Source organism: Aliidiomarina sedimenti (genome assembly GCF_003986955.1).
GTDB lineage: Bacteria > Pseudomonadota > Gammaproteobacteria > Enterobacterales > Alteromonadaceae > Aliidiomarina > Aliidiomarina sedimenti.
The window spans coordinates 220879-244462 of sequence record NZ_PIPN01000001.1 but is presented as its reverse complement, the minus strand read 5'-3'; the positions used below and the strand labels follow the sequence as shown (position 1 = coordinate 244462).

Below are 23584 nucleotides of genomic sequence, written 5' to 3'. Positions count from 1 at the left end.
TTAGTTGCTTACCTTGCATAGCGAACCCAGTTGCCAGCCGAGGTTTGAATTAGAATTTCCGACTGAAACTCGAACATAATGGCCTGGTCATTTTCGCTGATTACCTTCGAGGTGGGTAGATTACGACTCAGCTCATTTAAGTTCAGCGGCTGCGGTTCGCCGTTTAACTGGTCCACTGCCTGCTGCACCAGGCTCGCCACGGCTGAAGGGCCTGTTACGGGTTCGAAGCGAACGCCGTCACCTTCAACTGGCATACCGAAAAACTGCACGGTCACTGGCACATGGGTCAAAGCCGGGCTAGGAATTTCACGCATGCCTGGAACCTGGAAACGGTCGCCCTGCAGGCCTGCACCATGTTCAGGCACCATCACAATAATGGTCGGCTTACCGCTCGCCTCAACCCGGTCGTAGAGCTCCTGAATATCATCCAGTAACTGTTCAGCCCGCTCCCGATAACTGGCCATCGAATTACCGCGGAAACCAAACAACTGATTGCCGTCGTGCAAACTAACCGAGTTGTACAGGGTAAAGCCTGAGCCGCTCCCTGCCCGCTCCGACTGCCACTGATTTAACAGGTGGGCGTCCGAATACACTGGCATCTGGTCAAAACCGAGCATGGTTTGCGGAACGTCTTGCAGTGGGTAAAATGCAGCCTCCTGCAACTGCCCGTATTGGCGCACCATGTCGAGGTAGTCGTCAAAGTCACCGTGATGGTTCATCACCACCTGCTGATCCCACTGTTCGTCGGCAAACATCGACCCTAAAGCGCACGATGAGTCCTCCGTAAACAGCCCATTATGAGGTTCATGGCCACAGGCGCCGCGCATTAAACGCAAGGTTGAAGGACCAGAATAGGAACTGCCACTGTAGTAGTTGGTAAAGGTCAGATCAGACCCTGTCAGCACCGGATGGTCACTCAGGCCGCTAATTTCTAAGTCCTGCCACGATAACGAACAGATATTAAGCAACAATACATCGACGCCGTCTTCAGGTGCGTTTACCTGATCGCTCCAGGCCAGATCCTGCTGCTGTTGATAGAATTGTTGCAACGCCTGATCAGGTGTATTTGTTTCATCCTGATTTTTCTCGCGGTTTTTTCCGGTACTTTGGCCGGCACTCTGCCCGGTATTTTGCTCTGAAGCGCCAGCATCGTCCTCGGTTTGTTCAGAGGCGGTGACAAACACCTGAGACTGATTAGGCCCCCACAGACTCACGCCGAGAATAGCGACAATGGAAACGGTCGTCAGGTTGAGCAGCTTACTCAGGTACCAGTAAATAATGGCGAAAACCAGCATTGCGGCGACGACCTGTGCATCGACAAAGCGCAGCAGCAATTCGAGCTGATAGCCGAAGGTAAAGCCGCTGACAAAGTCCCACTGCGCGGTCAGTCGCTCAAACGGCGGCAGAAAGCTTTCCTGATACAACACAGCAACGGCTAACACCGCCATTAGCACATGCCGTGTATAGCGCAGCCATTTGCGTTCAATCGGAACCAGCAGAACAGCAATTAACGCCAGGTTCTCCCACAGCATCAGTTCGATGTTGTCGGTAAACGCCAGTACCGCCTTAAGCAGGAAGTAAAAGCTCCAACCGCCGATGGAAAGTAGCGGCCAGCCTGCATCCACAAGCTCACGTCGAAAAGCAGCGGGTGAATGGCTGGTCATTCGGAACGTCCTTCTTTGTTGCTATATCTTTTTTTTACACGGAAGTGGCGATTCATGGTCAGCAGCGCCCAGTTCCGGCGCCAGACCCGGGCGCTAATTGCTTTGAGCAGAACAAAAAACAAAATACCGCAACCAAAAGCCAGTACAACCAATACCATCACCAGATCAATTGGTAGCATTGCCGCCCCCTTTTTTGCGCAGCTGAATTGACGAAACCGGAGCTGGCTGCGGGTAGAACAGAGTACGCCGGGAATCCTCGTCGTCTGACAAGGCTAACACAGGCATGGGTTTACTTGGCAAAGCCCGTTCTGCCTGCAGCGCCCGTTCACAGATAAACTGCACGGCATGCAGCGACTGTGCTCTGTCTTCCCCCGAGAAAAGATGAGACACCGGCATGCTGAACAAGCTAAACAGAACTTTGTCGACATCGTTTGCGCGACACGCGGGCAGGAAAATATAAACCCCCTCCCGGGTGCTGGTTATCAGATCACCCTCACGCTGGATCTTACAGCGCGAGAGGATCTCTGAGCTGCTAACCCCTGCAGCGGGATGGGCAAAAATTAATGAGAAATCCAATTTGTAAGCGGCATTGCGCTGGGCTATTTGAGGCACCACCTGAAAGAATTCGGCTGCTTCCAGATACCCTTTGTACGATGACACCTTAAGCCGGCCACTGAGTGTTTCCAGGGTCGCCAGGCGCTGCTCAAATTTCCAGCCCGACACTGACTCGACCAGACTCAACAGACGATTCAGTGGCAGTTGCTGCGGCACCACCAGGGTCACCCCGGCTTGCAGCAAGACTTTTTCTTCATACAAACGAACGCTTGAGTTGCGCTCGCGAATGACAATTTTCCAGTAAGGTCCGGCGTACTTTCGGATCCCATGCACGGTCTTAAGCAGTGTTTGTATTTCTGAATGCTTAGTAAAAGGCAGTAAAATAACGCCATCGACCCCGGGCTCGATGTAATCCTGAATATCGTTATAGGACTCGATCACCCGCCATTCTTTCGGCAGCGATTCAGTGCTCGCCAGTGCGTCCGCCACTGCATACCTAGGCGCACGGTTTCCAAGCAACACCGGCTCATGGGCTGCAGCGTGTGACGAGGTTGTTCCAGCCGCTTCAGCGCTGGCGGATTCATCCAGTACATCAATATCAAACTGCAATACGCGACCATGGCTAAACCAGTAATGAACCAGCCAGTCGTCGCCGTGTTCAGCCGGTTCGATTGACTGCACGCTGGTAAGCTGGCTTAGCGGGGTTATCAGTGCGGTACGCACCTGATCAAGGGGAAAGTCGACTAAGAGGACCACCACCGGTAGCATATGACGCCGGGCAAATTGCGCCAGCTCACCCTGTACCACCATTTGCAGCCTGGCCGGTGCCTCATCAGAGGCCTGTTTCTCGATAATATAAACGATGGCTTCGAGCCCTTTACTTAACACCTCTAACGAGCGTCGGATCGAGCTGGTTTTGAGGCGCTTGGTGTACTTCCATGTGGCGAGGGTGCAGTTGGCTGATAACGCATCAGGTTCGTCATTTCGCTCGTCATGCCACGGCGAAATAACCAGGCTGGGTTGTTGAACGGCAATGAATTCCGCTAACTGAAATGCACGTTGTTTAGAGAGCACCGATACGGCATGGACTTCGCCAGCTTTAACATCAGGAAACTGATCATGCGCACTGTCCGTCGAATGCTTCAGTGTTAGCAATGAATTCTCCTTGCCATCAGGGGGTACAGGTCCCTATGATTAAAGAAAAGAAGTTGTTAAGCAAGTACTATAACGCCTGTTTATATAAAGAACTGCTTATAAATAAGCAAGGAGCAACATGATCACAAAAAGTATGCTCACCCCTCCGTCCGGCACAACGGCGACGACCCGCCTTTCTGAAGCGGAAGATATCGCCATGTTGCAGCTTCACACTGGTGAGCAGGGGCTACAATTTCGCGAATTAAACCTTTCTCAGCAAATCACCACAACACGCACTAAATGGCGGCTCTTCCATTCGCCGCTTTCAAGCCTGGTTGCCAGCGCTGAAGCAGCATCCGACCCAGTCCAAGACGACCGTTAAGTATGCTTTCGATTGGTATTGTCTCGTTGACTCCCGGGGCGGGCGCGAAAACACTGTGTGCGAACCTCGCCAATGAGCTGGCGACGGCGGCCTCCCCTACGCTGGCGGTGGACTTAACCCCAGAAAATATGCTGCGGCTGCATTTTGGCATGCCGTTAGAGGACCGCCGTGGTCTGATAAACCAGGATCCGCTGGAGGTATTCGAGTATCCGTCCGGTGTTCATTACCTGCCTTACGGAGAGAGCCTGCAGGGCGCCAGCTCTCAGCTCGACAGAGATCAGTCTGCAAACGGCTCGCAACTGACGCAGGTACTTGAGCGACTGCCGGATGACTATACGTATTGCTGTATTAACCTCGGCACTATTAGCCTCGGCACACGGGATCTGAACGACCTCCATGAGCTGCAAAACAGCCTTGATATCCTGTTGTGTGTGCTTGAACCAGCGCCTTTAACCTACGCCTACCTGTATCGGGGGTTATCTCGGGACTTAAGGAGCACGCCGCAGTCATTTTCCTCGGTGTATTTTGTGTTTAATAAAGTGGCGCCTAATTTAACCTTGAACAAAGACATCCTTAACCTGTTAAAAGCAGAACTGAACCCCCGTATTCTTGCGCCGATGATGGTACACCATGACCAGCATGTACCTGAGGCGCTCGCCACACAGCAGCCTGTGGTCGATTACGCCATCGCTTCACGCGCCGCCGGCGATTTTGAAGCCCTCGCACTGTGGCTAAAAACGGTGCTGAAGTGACGGTGGCTGAATGAGTGTGCTAAAGACACTTCAGGCGCAATGGAAAACCCTGCGCCGCAACCATTCAAGAACCCATTCAGTTGGCGTGCTTAGTGCTGCCCTGATCGGGCTCGTGCTGTTGTCGGAACGCACCTCGATGCAGGGCCTTCAGGCGCGTTTCTGGTTTCCTCATGTGGCGCGGCAACGCTGGTCCTTACTGGACCCCCTGCGCATTGTCATTCAGGTAGTCTGGCTGGTTTTTGCCAACCGGGCACCGCGGCAAAAAACTGATAACCAAGGCTTTACCGCGCTCAAGCTGTCGGCCTATCAGGCCCGCCATGCACGGCCAGTGCGTCTTTTACAACGCCTGACCACTTCGTCATTCAGTGCGCTAACCGCATTGGCACCCAAATTACTGGGCTCGACCCTTATGCGCGTGGCATTGACCGTGGTATCAGCGCTGTTTGTGGCCTTTACCATCTCATTGCCTATGGATGCCAGCGCACAGGCGCTGATGTTGCTCGCGTTCTGGGCGGTTGCGCTGTGGGTTCGTGATACCTCAGGACGGCTGCCGCTGTTACTGATGATAGTGCTCTCCGTGTTGGTCAGTTCGCGCTACCTTTGGTGGCGGGTGACCCAGACCATTAACTGGGATGTGCCGTTGGACGCCACCTTCGCGATCATTCTGCTGAGTGCCGAAATCTATGCCTGGACCATTCTTATTCTTGGTTATATCCAAACCGCCTGGCCATTAAAACGCGGCGTGGCCAAACTGCCTGACGACCTTACCGAATGGCCCAGTGTCGATATTTTCATTCCCAGTTACAACGAACCGCTCAAAGTGGTTCGGCCGACTATTCTGGCGGCCCTGGCCATCGACTGGCCGAAGGACAAACTCAACGTTTATGTTCTGGATGACGGTAAGCGCGACGAGTTCCGCCAGTTCTGTGATGAGGCTGGGGTCGACTATATGGTGCGCCCGGACAACAGCCACGCCAAAGCCGGTAACCTCAACCATGCGCTGGGCAAAACCGGCGGCGACTACATCGCTATTTTCGACTGTGATCACATCCCTACCCGCTCGTTTTTGCAAATGACCATGGGCTGGTTTCTGAAAGATCCCAAGCTGGCACTGGTGCAAACACCGCATCATTTCTTCTCGCCTGATCCCTTCGAGCGCAACCTGTCTATTTTCCGTTCCAAGCCGAATGAGAACGAACTCTTCTACGGCCTGATTCAGGACGGCAATGACTTATGGAATTCCTCGTTCTTCTGCGGTTCATGCGCGGTCTTAAAGCGTGGCCCACTGGAAGAGATCGGCGGCATCGCAACCGAGACCGTCACCGAAGATGCCCACACCGCGCTGAAACTGCACCGCCTGGGCTATAACTCGGCCTACCTTAATATTCCGCAAGCGGCTGGCCTGGCGACCGAGAGTTTATCCAGCCATATTGGTCAGCGTATTCGCTGGGCACGAGGCATGGCACAGATTTTCCGGCTCGATAACCCGCTGTTTGGCAAAGGTCTTAACCTCGGCCAGCGGCTATGCTACGCCAATGCGATGCTCTATTTCTTTAATGGCATTCCACGCATGATCTTTATGCTCGCTCCGTTAGCCTTTTTGCTGTTCGGTGCCTATATCATTTTTGCCCCGGCGGTTATGATTGCGGCCTACGCGCTGCCCCATATTGTGCATTCTTATTTAACCAATTCGCGCCATCAGGGCCCTTACCGGCATTCATTCTGGGCCGAAATGTATGAAACCGTACTGGCCTGGTATATTCTGCGCCCAACCACCGTGGCCTTATTTGCCCCCAAACAGGGCAAGTTCAACGTAACTGAAAAAGGCGGGCTGAACGAATCAGAGTTTTATGACTGGAAAATCTCCAGCCCGTACCTGATCCTGATCAGTTTGAGTCTGATTGGGGCTGCCTTCGGTATTTGGCGCCTCATTAATGGCCCAGCAGATGAGTACCTTAGTATTGCCCTGAACCTGGTCTGGCTAACCTACAACCTGATTATTCTAGGCGGCGCTATTTCAGTTGCCGAAGAAGCGAAACAGGTGCGTGTGTCGCACCGTATATCGGTTAACCGACCCGCCACCCTGATTACCGACAGTGGCCACAGTTACCAGGTTACCCTCGATGACTTCTCTGACAACGGTGCTGGTTTAAGTGTCCCTGACGGGGTCACCATTAAACCGGGTAGCCAGGTACAAGTTGCATTAATCAGCGCAGAAACGGAAAATGCCTTTAACGCGGACGTGGTGAGTGTTCGTAAAAACAAAGTGGGCGTCCAATTTCGCTTTGCCAGCCTGGCGCAGGAGCAGAGCTTTATCACGGCAACTTTCTCGCGTGCGGATGCCTGGACCGATTGGCGGCCAGAGCAAAAAGATTCACCTGTAACCAGTTTTGGTGAAGTGATCACCATTAGCCTTGAAGGCTACAAACGACTGGTTAATCAATTCACCCCAATTTTAAACCCGGTTATCAGTGTCATCATCAGGTTCTGGGCAAAATGTAAAAGCGTACTTCCACGCACTCCTGGCAAAAAGGTTTCTGACAATGGTTAATTCGTATCTGTCTTTTGTGTTTGCATTCGCCGTACTGGCCACGGTCTCGCTGCCGTCGTTTAGTCAGGATGAAGCGGCCAGCGAGGCGCAGGACAGCCTGCCAACCCGGCTGGATAGTATCGAACTGCGCGACTTTGACCTCGACAACCTGCGCATCAGCGGCCAGAACCCTGTCATTACCGTGGCGTTCGGCAGTCGTATCGATGAACTGGTAACCGCGGCGTCGCTTACCCTGCTGGTGCGCAGTTCGCCGTTGATTGAAAGCGATACCGCACAGCTGGTGATTAACCTGAATGGCGAGACGATTGGCGCGCGCAGCGTTCGCAGTGATGATGAAAGTCAGTTGACCCGCTACCAGTTCGATATCGAACCGCATTACTTCTCGACCTACAATGAACTTAGCATTGAGCTGATTGCTGGCCGCGCGGCCATGCAGTGCGGTGCCGCGTCACCGGGCACCTGGGTGGAAATGTCCGGCGCCAGTACCCTGGAGCTGACCAAGCAACAGCTACGACTGGAAAACGAACTGGCCTTTTTCCCTGAGCCGTTTTTCGATGAACGCAGCTTTGACCCAGTGCAGCTTAATTTACTCACCCCTGAGCAGCCTTCCAGCAGCAAAGCTGAAGCCATGGCAATGGTTGCGGGCTATTTTGGTGCCCAGGCCTACTGGCGCGATCTCGATATTACCTACACGGCATTGAACGATGACGCGGAATGGCCGGAGTACCACAGTATTGTGTTTGCAACGCACGCTGAATTAGACCAACTGGGCTTGCCAGTCGAAACGCCGGATACGGGTGCAGTGCTGATGACCGATAACCCGCAGCACCCTGCTTACAAAGTGATGCTGGTCACCGGGTCTGATGACAGCGAAGTAAAGCAAACTGCACAGTCGCTGGTGCTGACCCGCGCTGGTCTAAGTGGTGACCAGGCTGACCTGCGCCCGCAAACTATCGACCCGCGTCAGCCGTACGCCGCTCCAAACTGGGTCAGTACGCAACGCAAGGTTTCTTTTAGCGAACTCGTAAGCCACCCCTCAGAGTTGCAACGTGAAGGGTACCGCCCGGCCCCGATCAATGTCGGCTTGCGCTTACCGCCTGATCTCTTTACCTGGCAACGCTACGGCATTCCGATTGACCTTCGTTTTCGTTACACGCCCCCTGTGCAAGCAGATGAAAGCCGCTTGCGCGTGTTCATCAATGGGCAGTTCACTCAGGCCTATACCCTGAACCAGTCCGGCCGACAAAGCTCCACCGAGCGCGTGCGTATTCCGCTGGTGAGCGATATTAATGACGCCAACCGCCTGCAGTTACCGGCGTTTCAGCTCTCAACTATTAATAACCTGAGTCTCGAGTATTCATTCCCGCGGCCTATTGGCGGGTGTGACTACGAGCCTGCGAACAACACCATGGGTGTGATTGATGGCAATTCCACCATTGATCTGCGTGGCTATCACCATTACACCGCGCTGCCCAATCTGCATTTATTTGCCAAGGCTGGGTTCCCGTTCACCCGTTACGATGACCTCTCACAAAGTGTATTTTTGCTTGGTGATTTAACCAGCTCAGAGCAAATGATCACGCTGCTCGACACCGTTGCTCATATGGGGGCATCAACTGGCTACCCGGGTGTGTTGTTGCAGGTCCGTACGATCGACGACTACCAGCCTGACACCGAACACCCTGAAAAAGACTTTGTGCTGATTAGCCATTACGCCTTGCAGCAGTTCAGCGACCGCTTTGGCCAGGACACGCTGCAGCGCCAGTTGCGCGGTCAGCAGTTGGCTGGGCACCCGGACACCCTTAGTGGTGCTGACCTGACCTTTACCAGCGATGGCCCCGGCGCTGCCTTTCTTGCTTTTGAGTCTCCGTTAAACGATGAGCGAAGTGTGGTGGCGCTACTGGCATCTGACGATGAGTATTTACCTCGCTTACGCCAGGTGCTTACCTCGGCCGAGCTCAGTGACCAGATCGACGGCTTCTTAACGATGCTCACGCCGTCGCGCATTGTCAGTTATGAGCCCCGTTCACCCTATTATGTCGGTGAGCTTAGCTGGTGGAACCGAATGACCTATCACGTGGCGCAACACCCGGTGGTGGTGGTCTTCTTTGCCTTGCTTGCGGTCATTTTAATTGCCTTAATGGTCTACGCAGGCCTGGCGCGGATCGCTCAAAAACGACAGGCTGCTAACTCATGAAGGTATTTATCCGGCATACACTGATAGTCGCCTCGCTTTTCAGCTTGCCGCTGAGCGCCTGCGCCGATACCGGCGGCAACACACGGGACTATCAGTTTCAACCGCCACCGACGGTCGACAAAGAGGCCACCTTTGCGTACCACTGGCAGCGCCTGGTCGATGATTTTGTCAGTGCAGACGGGCGCGTGATTGACCTTGGTTCAGAGGGAAGTATTTCCACCTCCGAAGGACAGTCGTACGGCATGTTTTTCGCCCTGGTCGCCAATGATCAGGCGACCTTCCAGCGCCTGCTGCAATGGACTGAAAACAACCTCGCACCGGCCGGACTGGATGCGCAGCTGCCCGCCTGGCAATGGGGCCACGACGAGGACACCGACCGCTGGGGTATTCTTGATTCAAACCCGGCCTCTGACGCCGACGTCTGGATGGCGTTCTCACTACTGGAAGCAGGCCGCTTGTGGGACAGAGCAGATTACCGAGAGCTTGGTAGCTTGCTTGCATCGCGCATTCTGCGTGAATCCGTTGCAGAGGTTGGCGACGAGACGGTGCTGTTGCCAGCCCCTTACGGCTTTGTTAAGTCTGAGCGGGTGACCTTAAACCCAAGCTATTTCAGCTTAAGTGTCTTTGCCGGGCTTGCTCATATACTCGACGACGAACGCTGGCAGGGTATCTACCAAAGCAGCCTGCGTCAGCTTAGCGCAAACGCCGATGTGTTTGGCGGCTTCTTCAGCGACTGGGTAAGCATCGACTATGACCTTAACGTGATTAACCAGGACGCCCTGCATGGCAGCTATGATGCGATACGCACCTACTTATGGTTGCACCTTGATGCCACTCGGTCGAATGCCAGCCCTGAGGTTCAGGCGTTACTGGACAAGACTCAGCCACTGGTTGACTACATCGAACAGCAGCAGACGCCACCCGAGCATATTTACCCCAATGGCAAGACGTCGGGGACCGGACCAATTGGGTTTTCAATTGCCCTCGCTCCTTACCTGAGTCGCTTTGACCCGGAACTGGAAAGCTTGCAGTATCAACGGCTGCTCGCCCGCGGTGCTGCCGGTTACGACCAGCGTTACTATGACAGCATGTTGATCCTGTTTGGGCTGGCTGCTCAGCAATGCTTCGGCTTCAACAACAACGGCACCCTTGAGGTTAACTGGCATGCTGAAAACTGCTAGCCTGCTTGTACTGATAGGCTGGCTTGCGCTGAGTACTCAGGCCGCCGCAGAGAATTCGCTGCAACGCGAGTCCGTGCGTCTGCTTGAGGACAACCTCTCGCTTTGGTACCAGCGCAGCCGTCCGGACCGTATGGAGCCGATGTTAGAACAGCTGCTACGGGTCGACCCCAATAACCCTTACCTGATTGAAGCCAGTTTCTCGCTTGCGTTGCAACGCAATGATCTCGACAGCGCCCGCCGCCACGTCGAACGACTGCAGTCGATAGCGGCGGACCATCCGGTTACCGCGCGTGCCACGGAAGCACTGCAGCTGGAAAGCGAATCAGGCGCAAAGCTGGGCGAAGCACGGCTATTGTTTCTTGCTGGTCAATACCAGCAGGCGGCGCAGCAGTATCAAAGTGTGTTTCCGACCCCACCCCGACAAACAGGGCTCGCCATTGATTACTGGCAGGCACGAAGCCTTGCCGGAGAACCGGAAACCGCTGTGGACGCTTTGCAGGATCTGCATACCCGGCATCCTTATAACGGCCGGGTCGAAATTGCGCTCTACCGGATGCACTATCTGAACGACTCGCTGACACCTGAGCACTTAGCAGCCCTGACGCAATTAACCACCGATCCGGTCTTTGGCAGCGAAGCACTCGGACTTTGGCAACGGCTTTACTCTACATTGCCGTTGACAGACGAGTACTTTGAGCTGTTTACCACATTAACTAGTTTGCATCCCGACAGCGATGAGATAGCGGCGAACTGCGCTCGCTTTCAACGCAGCTATGAGGCGTTACAGGAACGTCAAAGCGACCCGGCCTATCAACGCTATCAGCGCGGCGTGGACGCCCTGGAAGCGGAGCAGAATGAACAGGCGGAACGAATTTTCGAGCAAGCCTACCGCGAGTTAGACCCCTTCCCGGAGCTTTACGGCAATCTCGGTTACGCGACTATGCGCCAGGGCAAACACGAGCAGGCTCACCACTGGTTCTCAGAGGCGGCGTACCTGGCCCCGCAACAGCAGGTGTGGATGGAGCTACGCGAGATCGCCTTGTTCTGGTGGCGGTTACAGCAAGTGGATAGCGCATTGGACAATGAGGATCTGGAATCAGCTCGCCACTTATTAGACTTACTGGCCAGCAGCAGCGAAGCGCCACTGGAAGTTAAATTACGTCAGGCTCGCCTGCAGGCAATGCTCGGCAATAGCGCCCAGGCGATTCAACTTTATGAGCAGGTATTGGCCAGCGATAGCGACAGTGAAGCCGCACTGTGGGGGAGCTTCCAGCTGCGGCTGCAGCAACACGACAATCAGCTGACCCCGCCGCTTAACGCATGGCTAGCTGGTTTATCGCCGGCCCAGTATGCCAGCATTGCCGGCGAAGTTGATCGCCTGCGCGCTCAGGCACTGATCGCAAGGGGTGATGAGTTCTATGACCGCGGCGATACCGCTCAGGCGGTTGAACTCTGGCAGCAGGCGCAACAACTGACGCCGTCTGATCCCTGGCTGATGTTCCGCCTCGCTCGCGAACTGGATGCTGACGGCGAGCACCAGGCCGCCCGCGCGTTATTTGCGCCACTGCTTGCGTCCGAGGCGACAGCGGACACACATTATGCCTACGCGCTAACCCTCTCCCGCCAGCAACGCTGGCCTGAGGCAGCCACTCAGTTGAATGCGATTAATCAGCCTCAACGCACAGACGCGATCAATGAACTCGAGTCCCGGGTGCAGACCGAATTAACCATCAGCCGCCTGCAAAATGACTGGCGCCAGGTGCTCAGAGAAGAACCTGAGTTACTACAGACCCTGGCGCAAAATGACCAGCACAGAGCCTTGAATGCTATTGCGGATCAGGTGACTTCAAGCGACAAATGGGTCCTGCCGCAGATTCAGGCGCTGACCGAACACGCCGAACAAAACCGTAGCGAGGATAGCAGCGAGGTTCTGTTCGCTGCCAGCCGCATTGCTGAAGCCACTGACTCAACACAGCTCGCTGCAAACTGGAGCCAGCAGGCACTCGAGTCGCGGCTCGCTTCAAGCCAGAACACTATCTGGCAATACGGCAGTGGCGATGACTGGCAGGTTAGCAATGCCCGTTCGCGATTAGAGCGATCGGCGCAGGCCAGTGAATATGCGGTTGATCTAGCCTGGCAAAACCAATCCAGTTCAGGCACCGCAGGGGTGACAGACTGGCAGTCGCGTACCCTGCTTATCGGAATCGATTTACCCACCACTGAATCTGGTGCCCGCTGGCAACTGCGCATCGACCCAACCTCGGTGTCAGCCGGTGAGTTTGATAGCGACGATAGCTTCTGGCGCCCGCGAGTCGGCAGCGGGCTTATCTGTGTACTTGAAGACTGCCCGGTAAACGGTATTCAGAGCGAAACGAAAGATTCGGGTATCGCCTTGGGTATCAGTCGTACCGGCTCGCGGGTGACGGCTGATTTGGGCGTTTCTCCCATCGGGTTTGAACTCTCGACCTGGGTCGGCGGTATTGAAGTCGACGGCGATCTGGCCAGTTTCAGTTGGCGGGCCGGTGCCGAGCGCCGTGTTCAGAGTGCTAATTTACTGAGCTTTGCAGGCCGTCGCGACCCCTACTCGGATCGACGCTGGGGTGGCGTCACGCGCAATGGGCTGTACACCAGTTTAAGCTGGGATCAGGGTGGCCTGGTCGGCTGGTGGGGTGTTGCTGGTGCCGAATACTATACCGGCCATAATGTCGCCTCGAATTCGCGCTGGTATGCACACAATGGTGTCTACCTGCGCGCATATGACACCGAAGCGCTGGCAGTAACTGTTGGCCTGACTAACCTCAACTGGGGTTTTCAGAAAACGTTAAGCGAAAATACCTTTGGCCATGGTGGGTATTACAGTCCGGCGCAGTACAATTCGCTCAGTGTACCCATCACCCTGTTTGGCCGCCGTAATCGACTCAGTTACAGTGTCCGCCTGGCGGGTGGTTATTCCACTGCGCGTCAGCACGCCAGTGACTTCTACCCGAACGATCCCGACTTGCAACAGCAGGCATGGGAGGCTGTTAACAACGGCTCTATCGAACCCGTTTTCAACGGTGGCACAAGCTCAGGCTTTAACTACAGTTTGTCCGGTCAGTTTGAGTACCGCCTTACTTCACGCTGGTATCTTGGCGCCACTATTACGGCGCAACGGTCGGACACCTTTGCGCCGAATAACGGCACCCTCTATCTGCGTTACCAAAGTGGCGGCTTCAGTTTACCGCCCCGACATCCACCGCGCGTGCCCGCAGCCTATGTAGATTATTAGCCAGTTTGAAGCAACGCGCCGTAACCTCTACTTCAGCAGTCATTTGATACAACTGACTACAAATGTCATTAGTCCGGCAACCTTGGGGGAGCATCCATGTCCTCGTGCAGAACACGGACTACAAGTACCTGAGTCTCCAACACCTGATAGAAAACAGCATGACGCTCTACCTGCAATCTACGATAGCCGGTAAGCACGTGAGCATAGTCAATGCCGAGCAGCGGATGGCTAAGCAGTTGTTTCATACCCGCCTCAAGCTGATCCAGGTATTTATCAACCTGATCTGCTCCCCATTCGTCACAAGTAAACAACCAAATCCCGGTCAGATCAGTTTCCGCTTTCTGGGTAATGGTTAGCTCTAACACTAACTAGCCGCCTTCCTTTGTTTGCGGCCAGCCGCTTTGATAGAGGATATATCAAGCGGTTTCGGTTTACCGCTTGATTCTCCATCAGCAAGTGCCTGCCGCAGGGCGGCAACCCGTTCCTTGGCCTGCTGGTCTTTTCGAATAAGGTCACGGATATACTCACTATCATTGCCGAAGTGGCCGCCTTCAATCTGAGTTTTCACCCAGTTATCCTGCTGCTCAGTAAGCGTTATGGTTTTCCGGTGCATAGTCATAATTGGTGCCTCTCAAAGCATAGTATGACAATATCACACTCTTTTCGGGAGCTGAATCAATGCCTAATCTTGGTTGCCCTAACGCAAGACCCCGGACAACAAACTGCGTTTTTTAACTGCCAATTCCAAGGCTGCGTAGTTCCATGTCGGAACGGCTGGCCTGGCGCTATACCATGTAGGCGATACATACGAATGCGGCCCGTAATATAACCACGACACGCTGATTTTCTGCTACTTACCAATGTGAGTTCGCCCTGTGCCGAAATGCCCGTAAAGACACCCTAGCTTGCCTTCCTTTGATTCGTATATGACAGGCAAATGCGTTGCAGTTAAATCAGCAGAAACCAAAACGCCAAAACCATAATCAGTAATAAACGTTTTGATTGCGTGGTCTTCAGCCATTTCTATGTTATTCGGTATATACATATTTTCCTTTCAGCTGAAGCCTGTTACCGCGCAGAGCGACACACACGTAGCACCGCAGGTGCGTGACGAGCGCTCAAGCCAAGTAGCAACCGGTTATGTTTCGCTTTCTGGCAATTCAAGCTGTCTCTCACTTCGCCAGACTCCGTATGAGCACAATGTCATTGCCCTGCCGTAGACAACGCCGCGTACAGAGGCGCGAGCTTGCGAGCCTCCTGCCGCCCCTTGCGGCGGCGTACTGGTACGCTTGGTTATGTGTATGCTTAAACACCGAACTGTGGCTCGCCATATTTCGCTAGCAACGCGTTGATCTTTCCGGTATCTCGAATAAGGTTCCCTCGATATTCATCCACGTTCATGGAAGATGGAGCACCAAGCTTGCCAACGGTGACGTGCCTGCGGGCCCATAGGACAGCCCCCTCAGGCCTCACATCGTCTTTCCGATCTCCACAGTCTAGCTTATAGCCACCCGTTACCCACCCGGATTCGGTCAGATATCTTACTTCCCATTCGTTACTTGCAGCCATAATTTTTCCTGGTCATTCAGTACACATAAAGCCTTGCTCACCGGAAAATTGGGAGCACAGCGAGTAATCTTTCCGAGTGCAGCAACTTGTTATGCATTTGGCTACTCGGTTAATATTCTTAAGTTATCGGAATATTCTTTTAACGCAATCCTGTATTCTTCAGCATACGCAATATCAGATACTTTTACGTATACTTTTTTACCTTCATCCAGCAACCTTTTTACTTCACCAATCAATGTTATTCTTCTAGAGGTCATGCGAACATTACCATCTTCCAAATAGATAATTTCGCACTCGTTATTATAAGATAAGGCGACCTGGCGACCGTACCCAGACCCTATTGTTGATGGAATAATTGAAGCTGTGCAGTTTTTAACTGCATCCATTAATTCTTTACTGGAAGCAGTCATTTCAAAGTAGTGGCTTTTCTTTTTGAAGGTATAACTGACCAAATTAGTATCCAAGCCGTATGTCTTGATACGTCTCCACGATGAAGCCCCACCTTTATCCCCTTCAAGATTTTGCAGAGGATACTCGTCACCATCATCATTAATGACTATTTTGTTTGGATAAAACTTAACACTGGCGAAAGATGCACCGCTGTGTTTTAGGGAGTTTTGAATAACTTCTAGAATTAAATCACCAAAGTAACGCAGAAAACTTCGGTTATAACCATTATCGTTTAGGTAATACTCGAGCTTCCTCTCTATGACTACCCCAACTTCATCATTCAGATGATCATTCAACTCATCTGAGTTAACTCTACTTTTCAACACTCTGATTTCATTACCAAATAAACAATCAAGAAGAATAAGCTCATCGGGCTTAGATATACTAAAACTAATTAACTCATTATCTTTCAATAATTTATTTAGCGCTGGCAGCGCTAAAGCAGAGGAAGCAGCTGAGCTTGCTTGATTTGAACGCTCAAAGTTATCACATCCAAAATCTGATACTGACTTAATAACTATCCAAGGGATCTCCCTTAAGGATGGTACGAAACCGAAAGCCTCCATCTCCCCGCCAATAAGATGTGGACGTAGTTGAAGCAGCCTATCTCTTTCAGAAGTACTAGATAGCAAAGTCTCTAAACTTGCTAGTTCTCCTAGTTTTGAATTTGGAATTTCTTGATTTATTTTTTGAGCTATAAACTCTAGATCGATCGAACTTCTATATTGTATTGCTTTATAAACAGTTTCCTCACCGATAATTGATCTAGAGTTTAGAGAGTCAATTGTACTAGCAATTACAATATCGCCGACTTTTGTTGTTGCTGGATTGCCCCAGCAAAACCCTACTAAATATACTATTCCAGGAGTGGGTATATTACTTCGACTAACAAATTCTACTACCAATCTACTCGCTGAACGCTCAGTCGATATACCACTAGTTCCCGTTAAATGGATTACAAACATACCATCTAACAAACCTATACTGCATCCACCCGTTGACAGGTGAACAGTAATATTCTTTCTACTGGAAATAAATCTATTGACGGCTTCCTTCTCTTTGCTATTTGAAGTAACAATAAGTAGATAGTTCTCATTCAAAGCATCACAATAGTTCTGTATATCAATGTTCAAATTAAGCCCCTTGGCTACTACTTTCTGTCGATTGCATAACGCTCGGCACAGCGGGCAACTTGTAGCGCTAGCGGAAAGTTGATCCGCTGCTGCCGCTTGTTATGTGATTAATCCGCAGCATCTTTTGTACCTATTGCCACTACCACATGGACATGGTGCATTCCGCGCGACGACAGGCTTATCCTCCAAAGCCTGCGCCACCGCTTCTTCCAATTTGGCGAGTTCTGCGGCCTGAATAACCAGCCCCAAATTATTCGGAATCTGACCTACAGCTACGGGCTTTGTGTCCGTGGGGACCTCGACAACGACTATATTGCCGGTCGTAGTGTGCTGAGGCCCCGCGTACAGAGTGCCCAAGAGCGCGATTCTTGTTCCAGCGCACAGAGCTCCTTTAGAGTCTAAGAAGCTACCGAGATTCGCCAAGAACACGGGAGACCCTGAGGAGCCGGGGAAACAAGCCGCATCAATAAGGAACTCAGGCTTTCCGTTTAGCGAGAGCTTGGAATGCGTGGCGGTGATCCCTCTCCTGATGACAGGAAGATTATGCTTCTCATCCCATATTCCGTTTGGATAGCCAATCATGACTATCTCTTCCATAGGTGACAAGCTCTCAAGAAATTCCTCGGTCGCGATGGCCTCTTTCCCAAGGGGAACGAAGTAATAGTCCTTTCCGTTCTTAGCGGCGCTATTCAATATTGCCCCTATGGGGATGGCAACCAGGTCAATTGCTGCATCAGGATGGCCAATGCAGAAGTGCTGTATGTCTTCAAGAACGACCTGTTCGTGATCTCCGAGCGACGGACCGCCATCCTTATTCTTTAGTGTCAGATGAAAAAGTCCTCTCCTCGCAAGGTTAACTACGTGTCGATTTGTTACGACACAAGGGAAGGCCATGCCATCGTCTTTCTGACAAAACAAAAATATATAGCCGGTTCCGGATGAAGATTTGCCTTGCCCGTCCTCACAAATAATGCGGACAGTGCTATGGATCAACTGATCAATGGGATTAATGAAGTCGGTCATTTCATCTCACATAACGCTCAAAGCAGCTGCGCGGTACGCGTCGGCTGCCTTTGCTTGTTAACTGCTGACTATGCGACAACAAATACAAAGGCATAATCTCCATCTGGATACTTATTTATACAGCTTCGAGCATGCTCAGCACTCTGTATAGCATCACCGTTTTCTGGGTTAAGATACCAACTATCGTAATTGTGCCGGTAACCATCAATCTCTTTCTTTAGTACATCGCCACCAAGAATAAAGGCCCCCTTGGATTGAAGATGACCAACTAATTTAAGAGCATCATTTTTTCGCCAAGCAATTTCACTTAAGTTTAAGTGTTCCAATGTGATTTCTCTGCCTTGTAATTCTTCAGGGATATACTTAATTACCTTAAGGCAGTTAACGCCCGCGTAATAGGCGCGAGCTTGCGAGCCTCCTGATTAACACGTTTGTTAGGAGAATTTTACGCTCGTTTTTAGAATTAATTCTTTTACATATGAGATCAAACTGTTTTGCCATTCATACATATAGTTGGCTGGGAGCTTTAAAGATTCTCCCAAACTTTGATTACAGCCCGTTTCATCAATATATTTTTTATCAATAAGAGAACTTCTGTGAACAAATAGATGTCGGCTCGACTCGAGTTTCTTTATGCTGTCTATACTTGCGCCCGCAAAGTTGGCACCTATAAGTTCATTAAATATGTTTGAGTACTGTTCTAGCGAGTACCCTTTATTAAGCACCTCTTCATCATATGCTTGGTCAATAGTCATTGATAGTTCCTGTTGGGATTGCAAGATTCTTGCTTTCAAAGTTTCACACTTTGATTTTCCTATTCTTATATCTTTGGCCGAAAGAGTATCAAGACAAGAAATATCATTTGCAACAATCAGCTTTAAAACTTGCTTGCTAAACTCCTCTAGACATCCGTAGAAACGAATTGCGGCAATCTTATATAGAGTTTCAAATTGAGCAGATAGAATTCCATGACTCTCTAATTTTTGAAAAGACGGAATTACGGACTCAATACCAGCGGTATAAGACTTATTGTTCATGAGATAGGTAGCAACAGAAAAGGAGTCCCTGCAACCTTCATCTCTAGCTTTATGCAAAAGTTTTTCTGTTAACCTGACCTGACTCATTGACGCTGTGAACAAGCCAACATGAAAAGGAACGCTTACAGCCTCAAGAATGTTTTTAAAATTAGACAAAAACTCATCGAGAATTCCTTGACAACCTTCTACTGTTAGCTCAAGCACCTTAAGTGGATACAAAGCATCACCGCTTCCGACTCTAGCTATATAGATATAGAACTCTTGCTCCATATCAGAAAGCTTCCATTCGTGAGACATACTCGATTAGCTCCTAACGCCGCAAACACTGGTGGTAAAACCAGAGCGAAGCGGCGATTTTAACATCCGCGTGATTTGCCTTGTTATACGATTTCAGCGACATTTGCTTCAGTGATTACGACACTTGGATTTATTTTTGAAACTAGTTTTTTAACTAAACTCTTAGTCCGAGAGTCCATTTTTGATCCAAGAGCGATGCTCTTAATGGAAACCTCAATATAGTTTGATTCTGTCACAAAAGCTCTTTCTTCCTCTTCGTAACGCCAAAGTTCTAGTTTGCATGATAAGACATTTTTAGCAGTTTCATGACTGCCTAACCGTGTTGCATTTTCAACATAAGAAAGCCCTTCATATGTTACAGGTCTTATCTCGTGTTTTTGATTAACTTCAACGCCGATTGCGACACCTTTGTGACTATCTGCGTAATGCGACCACATTAATGTGCTGTCCGCGCGTCGCGAAAGAGAGCATATCCTTAGCCGTGTCTTTTCACCCTTTATTTTGTTCACCATGTCACGATTTATGGAGCCTTCGGCATATGTATAAAGGCCTTCCATTGGATCATTTAGATCAAAATAGGGGGCAGCGTATATCCTACTGTTTAGGATTATATCTACGAAATTCTTAAAATTATCTAGTGATCTGTATTTATAATGCATGGCTATCTTTTCGTATAACGCCCGAAATAACCGGCGCGCTTTAGCGCGTCCGGCGCCGCAGGCACGTAGTTAATTGACTTGTTAGGTATCATAGCTCCAGAACTTCTATCTCGATTTGATTGCTACCACGGAGCCAGTCTTTAACGGCCTTTCTACCCGGTTGATTACATTTTTTAATACCACCAGGCTTTGTTATAAAAACCAATTTATCCACTCTATTGCCAAGCTCTTTAGCCATCATTGCTTTTAGAATATCTTTTTCATATTCCGTATTTGGATTCCTGAGCCCCAGCGCGACTTCTACAATCACACCGTCATCAGGAAAGTAGAAGTCCACAGCCAAAGAGTTCGAGCCACATATTTTTTTCTCACTGAAGTCCTTCCCAAACCTCTCACTCGACAATCGTCCAAGCTCAGAAATAAACTCGTTTGTGGCATGATTGCCCGCGCCAGGCCCCTTAATATCTAAAAAGCCCTCTGTACCAGAAGCTATGTCTTTTGCAATTTCGTGTAGCTCTTGATAATAGCTCATCATCTAATGTAGATACCTAACGCCCGGCTTTGGGGCGGACTTGTAGCCGCGTAGCGGCGGAAAGGCCGTCCCAGCCCCGCAGGGGCGACAACAGCCGTTTGTTAGGTGAGTGTGTGCGGAACTTCATCGTCACCACCACGAGCAACAAGCTCTTGATGTAAATCATAAATCACGGCCAAAAATAGTTCTGAAAGGTGGTATTTGTATTCAAGCCTGTAAATGCTTTCCACGGAAGATATCTCCTCTATACCATTCTTCAAGCCATCCGAATAATCTGTAAATGCACCTTTTGCTGCTTTAAAAATAGGCAAAATATCAGATATCTCCGGTTCGTAACTTATTTCGTGCGCATAGCGGTTTATCAACCTATTAATCTCAGCTAGGACATTGGATCTTTGATCCGACACTATTCCAAGATCACGCACTAGAGAAACTAATCTTGCGAAAGACAATTCGTTAGAAAGTGATACCAAGTTCTGATCATACAAGAGGATAAGTTGCCTTAGTAGAAATTCAATAGCTAGGTGGCCAGTCAATACTTGCCCGAGCCTTTCTTGGGGGCCTGCAGCATAGTGATACAACTCTTCGAAGTTCTGTATCGCTACCTTTTTAGTTCGACGCATGCTCAACCTAATCACCTAACGCCGCGCTCACCGGTAAATTATGAGCGCAGCGAATAATTTATCCGTGTGCAGCACGTTATTAGCTGGGAGTATGGCCGTGACCTTTGCCATAGTTCACTCCGGTTGTATCAACCTCTATCCCAGGCGAGTTAGCTATAAATTCCTTATATTTTTCAGCCGCATCCACCTTAAGCTTCCATAAATAAATAATTGCCGCCACTACGACAATATAGGGTAATGACCGAGCAGGCTCAAAATTACTAATTGGAGAAGAGAAGCCTGGCACCACCCTGTCAAAAAAATGATAAAGCAAAACGAGACCGGCAAGTGCGCCCCCTAAAGACAGCTGTATACGCAGATGCTCAATCATTTTATTTTTTTGCCGGTGAGAGCCGAAATAATAATGGATCTCCTTAAGATCAGATTTTAATAAAAACTGCCTTTCTATATTTGCGATAACCGCCAGATTCCTGTTATACCAGTACGCCGCATCAAATAGATGAGCAACCAACCAAGCGCTTAGAAGTAAAATGATACTTGTAGCTATATCTAGGGAAATAATATTTTTCTCTACCAGAGCAAATATTGCGAATGCACCTACCAATACGCCAATGCTCTGCCAGACGACCATGATATGTCTATTTATATCATTGAACATTTGATCATACATTTTTAGTAAAAATTCTTCTCGATTACTCATAAGGTCACCAACTTGGCCAAATTTTTTACATCCTCATGTACTATATAGTCATCCCATAGCTTGTTTATATTTCTCAGAGATTCAAATAAACAGTTTTCATAGCCGCCTTCTGGATGTGGTCTAAATGTCTGACCATCAAAGTAATCGCCAAAACGCGCATCAAAGGTAAACCGGTTGCAGTCCAAAGAAATGACTTTCAGCTTTTCTGCAAGTTGTCTCTGAACATCTGGACGCCCACCCAATAAGTGAACCGGTCTGTCGAAACTCTGCAAACTGACCTCCGTGCCACCATATCGTGTGGGGACACTATATCCCAATATATAATCACTTGGGATCAATTCACTTAGCCGACCGTTTAGCAAGGGGTCTTTGGGAACAATAGCAACATAATCAGAATACAACGCTAACTGCTCAGCTTCACGTAAGATATGATCAAGCTTAAATATACATTCCACGTCTCGCGCAATCGTCATCTTTGGCTTTTTTTGAGCGGCAGCGTCGATATGGCGCGAAAAATCGTAATTTTTCCAGTCAATATCTAGAAAACCCACGCCCTCAAAATCAAAGGTTTTTACATCTCTAAGGTTGGTATATCTCGCCCCAGGATACCAACCATGTTGCGCTGCAATGAAAATAGCCTTTTTACTGTGCGCAATAAACTTGAATACTTCCATTTATCCTTCCAGCTAACGCCTCGCTCTGCGGAAATTGAGGAGCGCTAGCGAGTAAATTTTCCGTAGCAGCGTCTTGTTAGCTGCTTTTTATTACGTTGAAAAAAGAGCATGGCATGTCAGGCCCCAGGAAAGTTAGAGGATTTTTGGGACCAAGTACATATTCAGGCCACTCCTCAGACAATTTTTGTACCGTTTGATCATCACTATCGATAGGTCGATGAAGTGTCATTGAATTTTCAACGATAATGATCAGGCCATCAATTATTTCACAAACTTTATCACTACCAAATATCGCAGGAATAGTTACTCGAACCGTGCTTGAAAATGTATCCAGGCAGATATGAATTAATTCTGCTTTATATTTACTTGCTGTCGCTAAAAACTTGGAGTAATCGAACTGCCTGCTATCTCGTAAATGAATGTTAACATTGTATATATAGCCTGATGTTCCATCAATCACTACCGACTTTTCGATCCATCTCCTTCTCAGTGAAGAGATAGATACAATGTATCTCAAGTCGCGGGGAGCCGATCCGATTTGTGCCCATTCGTTAGGAGCAACTTCTTTGAACGAAAATGGATCCAGATCTACATATTTTTTTGCAACTGCATCCCTGTCAGGAGGTAGTATTGGCTGCAAATCATTATAATCAGTACAAAACCTCCAGAATCCGTTATCAATATCCCTCATGAGTTGTAATAATCGTTCAATGTCATCCGTGTGGCCACTTCTGAAATGAGCAACTCGGTTCCTTATGTGTACAATCTCATCTAGCTTAACTTCCCATGTGATCTTCGGAGGCAAGTATTCCGAGAATAGATCCCAATTATTTTGAATTAGTTTAACGAGCTCATCAAATGTGGTAAAACTTAACGGATTATCATCGGCTGTTGGTATATGAGTAACGGCTTTATCTGACTCATAGGTTTTTTTAGTCTTATTAAAATTGAACCAGTTTCTACCTTTCTTCGTTTTTAATTCAACATAGACCATTTCCCTCAGCCACTTTTCAAGTTGCCGAAGGCGTGCGTATAAAATGAGGGCGCTTTCATCAACCTCTGAAATTTTTTCCAATTCTGAGAACATAGCTCCTCACCTTGATTGGCAGCTAACATTTGTATATTGAGCACGCACACTTTGCTAGCTCGGGTTTGCGAGCAAGTAACGAGTCAGGTGGTTGATATAGCGAAGGTTATACTGTG

21 protein-coding genes and 1 pseudogene are annotated in these 23584 nt (G+C 49.8%); 6 read left to right on the top strand and 16 right to left on the bottom strand.

Features of this window, described 5'->3' with window-relative positions:
- Window positions 1-8: 8 nt before the first annotated feature.
- Genes bcsG through CWE12_RS01125 form a run of 3 tightly spaced genes read right to left on the bottom strand, consistent with a single transcriptional unit; the run spans window position 9 to window position 3374 of the window.
- Window positions 9-1664 (bottom strand): cellulose biosynthesis protein BcsG, encoded by a 1656-nt coding sequence (gene bcsG / locus CWE12_RS01135; protein ID WP_126787743.1) that lies wholly within the window; start codon window positions 1662-1664, stop codon window positions 9-11.
- Window positions 1661-1843, bottom strand: a complete 183-nt coding sequence (locus tag CWE12_RS01130) for a hypothetical protein (RefSeq protein WP_126787742.1) — start codon at window positions 1841-1843, stop codon at window positions 1661-1663. The genes bcsG and CWE12_RS01130 overlap by 4 nt, the downstream gene beginning before the upstream one ends.
- Window positions 1830-3374, bottom strand: coding sequence for a BcsE family c-di-GMP-binding protein (locus CWE12_RS01125; RefSeq protein WP_126787741.1), 1545 nt, complete (start codon window positions 3372-3374; stop codon window positions 1830-1832). The genes CWE12_RS01130 and CWE12_RS01125 overlap by 14 nt, the downstream gene beginning before the upstream one ends.
- A gap of 118 nt (window positions 3375-3492) precedes the next feature.
- Between CWE12_RS01125 and CWE12_RS01120 the strand changes: the two genes are divergently transcribed.
- The 6 genes from CWE12_RS01120 to CWE12_RS01095 are packed head-to-tail and all read left to right on the top strand — an operon-like array spanning window position 3493 to window position 13684.
- Window positions 3493-3735 carry a hypothetical protein gene (locus CWE12_RS01120; RefSeq protein ID WP_126787740.1) on the top strand — a complete coding sequence of 81 codons (243 nt, stop codon included), beginning with the start codon at window positions 3493-3495 and terminating at the stop codon, window positions 3733-3735.
- A gap of 2 nt (window positions 3736-3737) precedes the next feature.
- Window positions 3738-4487: a cellulose synthase operon protein YhjQ/BcsQ gene (locus tag CWE12_RS01115; RefSeq protein WP_126787739.1), complete on the top strand. Its 750-nt coding sequence runs from the start codon at window positions 3738-3740 to the stop codon at window positions 4485-4487.
- Between the two features lie 10 nt (window positions 4488-4497).
- On the top strand, window positions 4498-7038 hold the full coding sequence (gene bcsA, locus CWE12_RS01110; protein ID WP_126787738.1) for a UDP-forming cellulose synthase catalytic subunit: 2541 nt from the start codon (window positions 4498-4500) through the stop codon (window positions 7036-7038).
- A complete protein-coding gene (gene bcsB, locus CWE12_RS01105) occupies window positions 7031-9235 on the top strand; it encodes a cellulose biosynthesis cyclic di-GMP-binding regulatory protein BcsB (protein WP_126787737.1) in 2205 nt (734 codons plus the stop codon). Before bcsA ends, bcsB begins: the two co-directional genes overlap by 8 nt.
- Window positions 9232-10416: a cellulose synthase complex periplasmic endoglucanase BcsZ gene (gene bcsZ, locus CWE12_RS01100; RefSeq protein WP_126787736.1), complete on the top strand. Its 1185-nt coding sequence runs from the start codon at window positions 9232-9234 to the stop codon at window positions 10414-10416. The genes bcsB and bcsZ overlap by 4 nt, the downstream gene beginning before the upstream one ends.
- Window positions 10400-13684, top strand: a complete 3285-nt coding sequence (locus CWE12_RS01095) for a cellulose synthase subunit BcsC-related outer membrane protein (RefSeq protein WP_126787735.1) — start codon at window positions 10400-10402, stop codon at window positions 13682-13684. Before bcsZ ends, CWE12_RS01095 begins: the two co-directional genes overlap by 17 nt.
- Before the next feature lie 68 nt (window positions 13685-13752).
- Here CWE12_RS01095 and CWE12_RS01090 read toward each other — a convergent pair whose 3' ends face one another.
- From CWE12_RS01090 to CWE12_RS01025, 13 genes and pseudogenes are all read right to left on the bottom strand, one after another.
- On the bottom strand, window positions 13753-14049 hold the full coding sequence (locus tag CWE12_RS01090; protein WP_126787734.1) for a type II toxin-antitoxin system RelE/ParE family toxin: 297 nt from the start codon (window positions 14047-14049) through the stop codon (window positions 13753-13755).
- Window positions 14049-14303 (bottom strand): type II toxin-antitoxin system ParD family antitoxin, encoded by a 255-nt coding sequence (locus CWE12_RS01085; RefSeq protein WP_126787733.1) that lies wholly within the window; start codon window positions 14301-14303, stop codon window positions 14049-14051. Before CWE12_RS01085 ends, CWE12_RS01090 begins: the two co-directional genes overlap by 1 nt.
- 78 nt (window positions 14304-14381) lie before the next feature.
- Window positions 14382-14729: pseudogene (locus tag CWE12_RS13735) on the bottom strand (FMN-binding negative transcriptional regulator).
- 625 nt (window positions 14730-15354) lie between these two features.
- Window positions 15355-16836, bottom strand: a complete 1482-nt coding sequence (locus CWE12_RS01070) for a nucleoside phosphorylase-I family protein (protein WP_126787731.1) — start codon at window positions 16834-16836, stop codon at window positions 15355-15357.
- Window positions 16837-16935: 99 nt separating this feature from the next.
- Window positions 16936-17859, bottom strand: a complete 924-nt coding sequence (locus CWE12_RS01065) for a S1 family peptidase (RefSeq protein WP_126787730.1) — start codon at window positions 17857-17859, stop codon at window positions 16936-16938.
- Between the two features lie 68 nt (window positions 17860-17927).
- The gene (gene imm40 / locus CWE12_RS01060) at window positions 17928-18185 is read right to left on the bottom strand and encodes an Imm40 family immunity protein (protein ID WP_157981901.1); all 258 of its coding nucleotides are present in this window, start codon (window positions 18183-18185) and stop codon (window positions 17928-17930) included.
- Window positions 18186-18293: 108 nt separating this feature from the next.
- Complete coding sequence (locus CWE12_RS01055) at window positions 18294-19193, bottom strand: hypothetical protein (RefSeq protein ID WP_126787728.1); 900 nt, start codon at window positions 19191-19193, stop codon at window positions 18294-18296.
- An 83-nt stretch (window positions 19194-19276) separates the two neighbouring features.
- Window positions 19277-19852 carry a DUF2971 domain-containing protein gene (locus CWE12_RS01050; RefSeq protein ID WP_126787727.1) on the bottom strand — a complete coding sequence of 192 codons (576 nt, stop codon included), beginning with the start codon at window positions 19850-19852 and terminating at the stop codon, window positions 19277-19279.
- 88 nt (window positions 19853-19940) lie between these two features.
- Window positions 19941-20387 (bottom strand): hypothetical protein, encoded by a 447-nt coding sequence (locus CWE12_RS01045; RefSeq protein ID WP_126787726.1) that lies wholly within the window; start codon window positions 20385-20387, stop codon window positions 19941-19943.
- Window positions 20388-20485: 98 nt separating this feature from the next.
- Window positions 20486-21007 (bottom strand): hypothetical protein, encoded by a 522-nt coding sequence (locus tag CWE12_RS01040; RefSeq protein WP_126787725.1) that lies wholly within the window; start codon window positions 21005-21007, stop codon window positions 20486-20488.
- 79 nt (window positions 21008-21086) lie between these two features.
- Entirely contained in the window at window positions 21087-21707 is a 621-nt protein-coding gene (locus CWE12_RS01035) for a hypothetical protein (RefSeq protein ID WP_126787724.1), read from the bottom strand.
- Window positions 21704-22381: a DUF6610 family protein gene (locus CWE12_RS01030; protein WP_126787723.1), complete on the bottom strand. Its 678-nt coding sequence runs from the start codon at window positions 22379-22381 to the stop codon at window positions 21704-21706. Before CWE12_RS01030 ends, CWE12_RS01035 begins: the two co-directional genes overlap by 4 nt.
- A 76-nt stretch (window positions 22382-22457) precedes the next feature.
- A complete protein-coding gene (locus CWE12_RS01025) occupies window positions 22458-23468 on the bottom strand; it encodes a Swt1 family HEPN domain-containing protein (protein ID WP_126787722.1) in 1011 nt (336 codons plus the stop codon).
- Between the last annotated feature and the right edge of the window lie 116 nt (window positions 23469-23584).

Excerpts from the sequence above, each read along its gene's own strand:
- bcsG (WP_126787743.1), bottom strand. The coding sequence starts at position 1,664 with ATGACCAGCCATTCACCCGCTGCTTTTCGACGTGAGCTTGTGGATGCA.
- CWE12_RS01130 (WP_126787742.1), bottom strand. The coding sequence starts at position 1,843 with ATGCTACCAATTGATCTGGTGATGGTATTGGTTGTACTGGCTTTTGGT.
- CWE12_RS01120 (WP_126787740.1), top strand. The coding sequence starts at position 3,493 with ATGATCACAAAAAGTATGCTCACCCCTCCGTCCGGCACAACGGCGACG.
- CWE12_RS01115 (WP_126787739.1), top strand. The coding sequence starts at position 3,738 with ATGCTTTCGATTGGTATTGTCTCGTTGACTCCCGGGGCGGGCGCGAAA.
- bcsA (WP_126787738.1), top strand. The coding sequence starts at position 4,498 with ATGAGTGTGCTAAAGACACTTCAGGCGCAATGGAAAACCCTGCGCCGC.
- bcsB (WP_126787737.1), top strand. The coding sequence starts at position 7,031 with ATGGTTAATTCGTATCTGTCTTTTGTGTTTGCATTCGCCGTACTGGCC.
- bcsZ (WP_126787736.1), top strand. The coding sequence starts at position 9,232 with ATGAAGGTATTTATCCGGCATACACTGATAGTCGCCTCGCTTTTCAGC.
- CWE12_RS01095 (WP_126787735.1), top strand. The coding sequence starts at position 10,400 with ATGCTGAAAACTGCTAGCCTGCTTGTACTGATAGGCTGGCTTGCGCTG.
- CWE12_RS01085 (WP_126787733.1), bottom strand. The coding sequence starts at position 14,303 with ATGACTATGCACCGGAAAACCATAACGCTTACTGAGCAGCAGGATAAC.
- CWE12_RS01065 (WP_126787730.1), bottom strand. The coding sequence starts at position 17,859 with ATGACCGACTTCATTAATCCCATTGATCAGTTGATCCATAGCACTGTC.
- CWE12_RS01055 (WP_126787728.1), bottom strand. The coding sequence starts at position 19,193 with ATGTCTCACGAATGGAAGCTTTCTGATATGGAGCAAGAGTTCTATATC.
- CWE12_RS01050 (WP_126787727.1), bottom strand. The coding sequence starts at position 19,852 with ATGCATTATAAATACAGATCACTAGATAATTTTAAGAATTTCGTAGAT.
- CWE12_RS01045 (WP_126787726.1), bottom strand. The coding sequence starts at position 20,387 with ATGATGAGCTATTATCAAGAGCTACACGAAATTGCAAAAGACATAGCT.
- CWE12_RS01040 (WP_126787725.1), bottom strand. The coding sequence starts at position 21,007 with ATGCGTCGAACTAAAAAGGTAGCGATACAGAACTTCGAAGAGTTGTAT.
- CWE12_RS01035 (WP_126787724.1), bottom strand. The coding sequence starts at position 21,707 with ATGAGTAATCGAGAAGAATTTTTACTAAAAATGTATGATCAAATGTTC.
- CWE12_RS01030 (WP_126787723.1), bottom strand. The coding sequence starts at position 22,381 with ATGGAAGTATTCAAGTTTATTGCGCACAGTAAAAAGGCTATTTTCATT.
- CWE12_RS01025 (WP_126787722.1), bottom strand. The coding sequence starts at position 23,468 with ATGTTCTCAGAATTGGAAAAAATTTCAGAGGTTGATGAAAGCGCCCTC.